This is a genomic window from Arthrobacter sp. HMSC06H05 (assembly GCF_001807395.1).
GTDB lineage: Bacteria > Actinomycetota > Actinomycetes > Actinomycetales > Micrococcaceae > Pseudoglutamicibacter > Pseudoglutamicibacter albus.
Genome location: NZ_KV788999.1, coordinates 1 through 827, shown reverse-complemented (window position 1 = coordinate 827; position 827 = coordinate 1). Strand labels below are relative to the sequence as shown.

At 54.3% G+C, this 827-nt stretch carries 1 protein-coding gene; it reads left to right on the top strand.

The genetic code is table 11. The features are described 5' to 3' along the window. On the top strand, nucleotides 1-532 hold a 532-nt coding region (locus HMPREF3160_RS08545; RefSeq protein ID WP_218078982.1), incomplete at its 5' end, for a phospholipase A2. Nucleotides 533-827 lie beyond the last annotated feature (295 nt).

Below are 827 nucleotides of genomic sequence, written 5' to 3'. Positions count from 1 at the left end.
AGCCGAAGCGCTAGCCACCGGTGTCATCAGTGACAACAGTGAGCTCATCATCAAAGAGGCGTCAGCTTCCATCAAGAAGACGAACAAGGAAATGTCCGGCTCCGTGTCATTCTCGTTCGATAACACCAAGGCGTCTGAGCGCCTGCGCTCATCGGTGGGACCGGATCCTCGCACCACATCTGCCCACCTCGTGACTGTCCCTAGCCACTACAGGTACTGCCCACACTGGTGCAAGCCGAAGTCACTTCACGACTATTGCACCTGGTCACCTGATCAGTGGTTCAAAGCAGACTTCCGTGGCCCTTGCGCGATTCATGACCTGGGGATCGAGGAAACCAGGAAGAAGCCGATGAACCTTGAGCAGAAGCGTAATGAGCGAAGGATGCATGACTATCGTTTCGGTGCCAACCTGCGGACCAACTGCGCATACTTCTATCCCGCTGGCACGCTAGGCAGAAGTCACTGCAACGGGGCAACCCACATCTATCAGTCAGCTGTATTGACTGCGACCGCAAACTGGGACGGCAGCTAAGTGACATTCTCACGCTCCGCGTGATGCCCTGAAGACTTGCTACCCATAAACACGTGTGGCTGGGACTTCCGTACCGGAAGCCCCAGCCACACGGATTGCGCCCGCCTCCACGCTGAGCTAGCGCGCCCGACCAAATGGATCTCATTCTTGCCAGTTACAGGACTGAACCGTTTTAGAAATTCCTTTGAGTTACCCTAGCTTTTCTCCTGGCGCCCATATAAAGTGACTTATGTCTCCATAAGGTGACGCACATCACTCACTGAGGTAAAGAGGCATCATGAAAAAACCTTCTCGA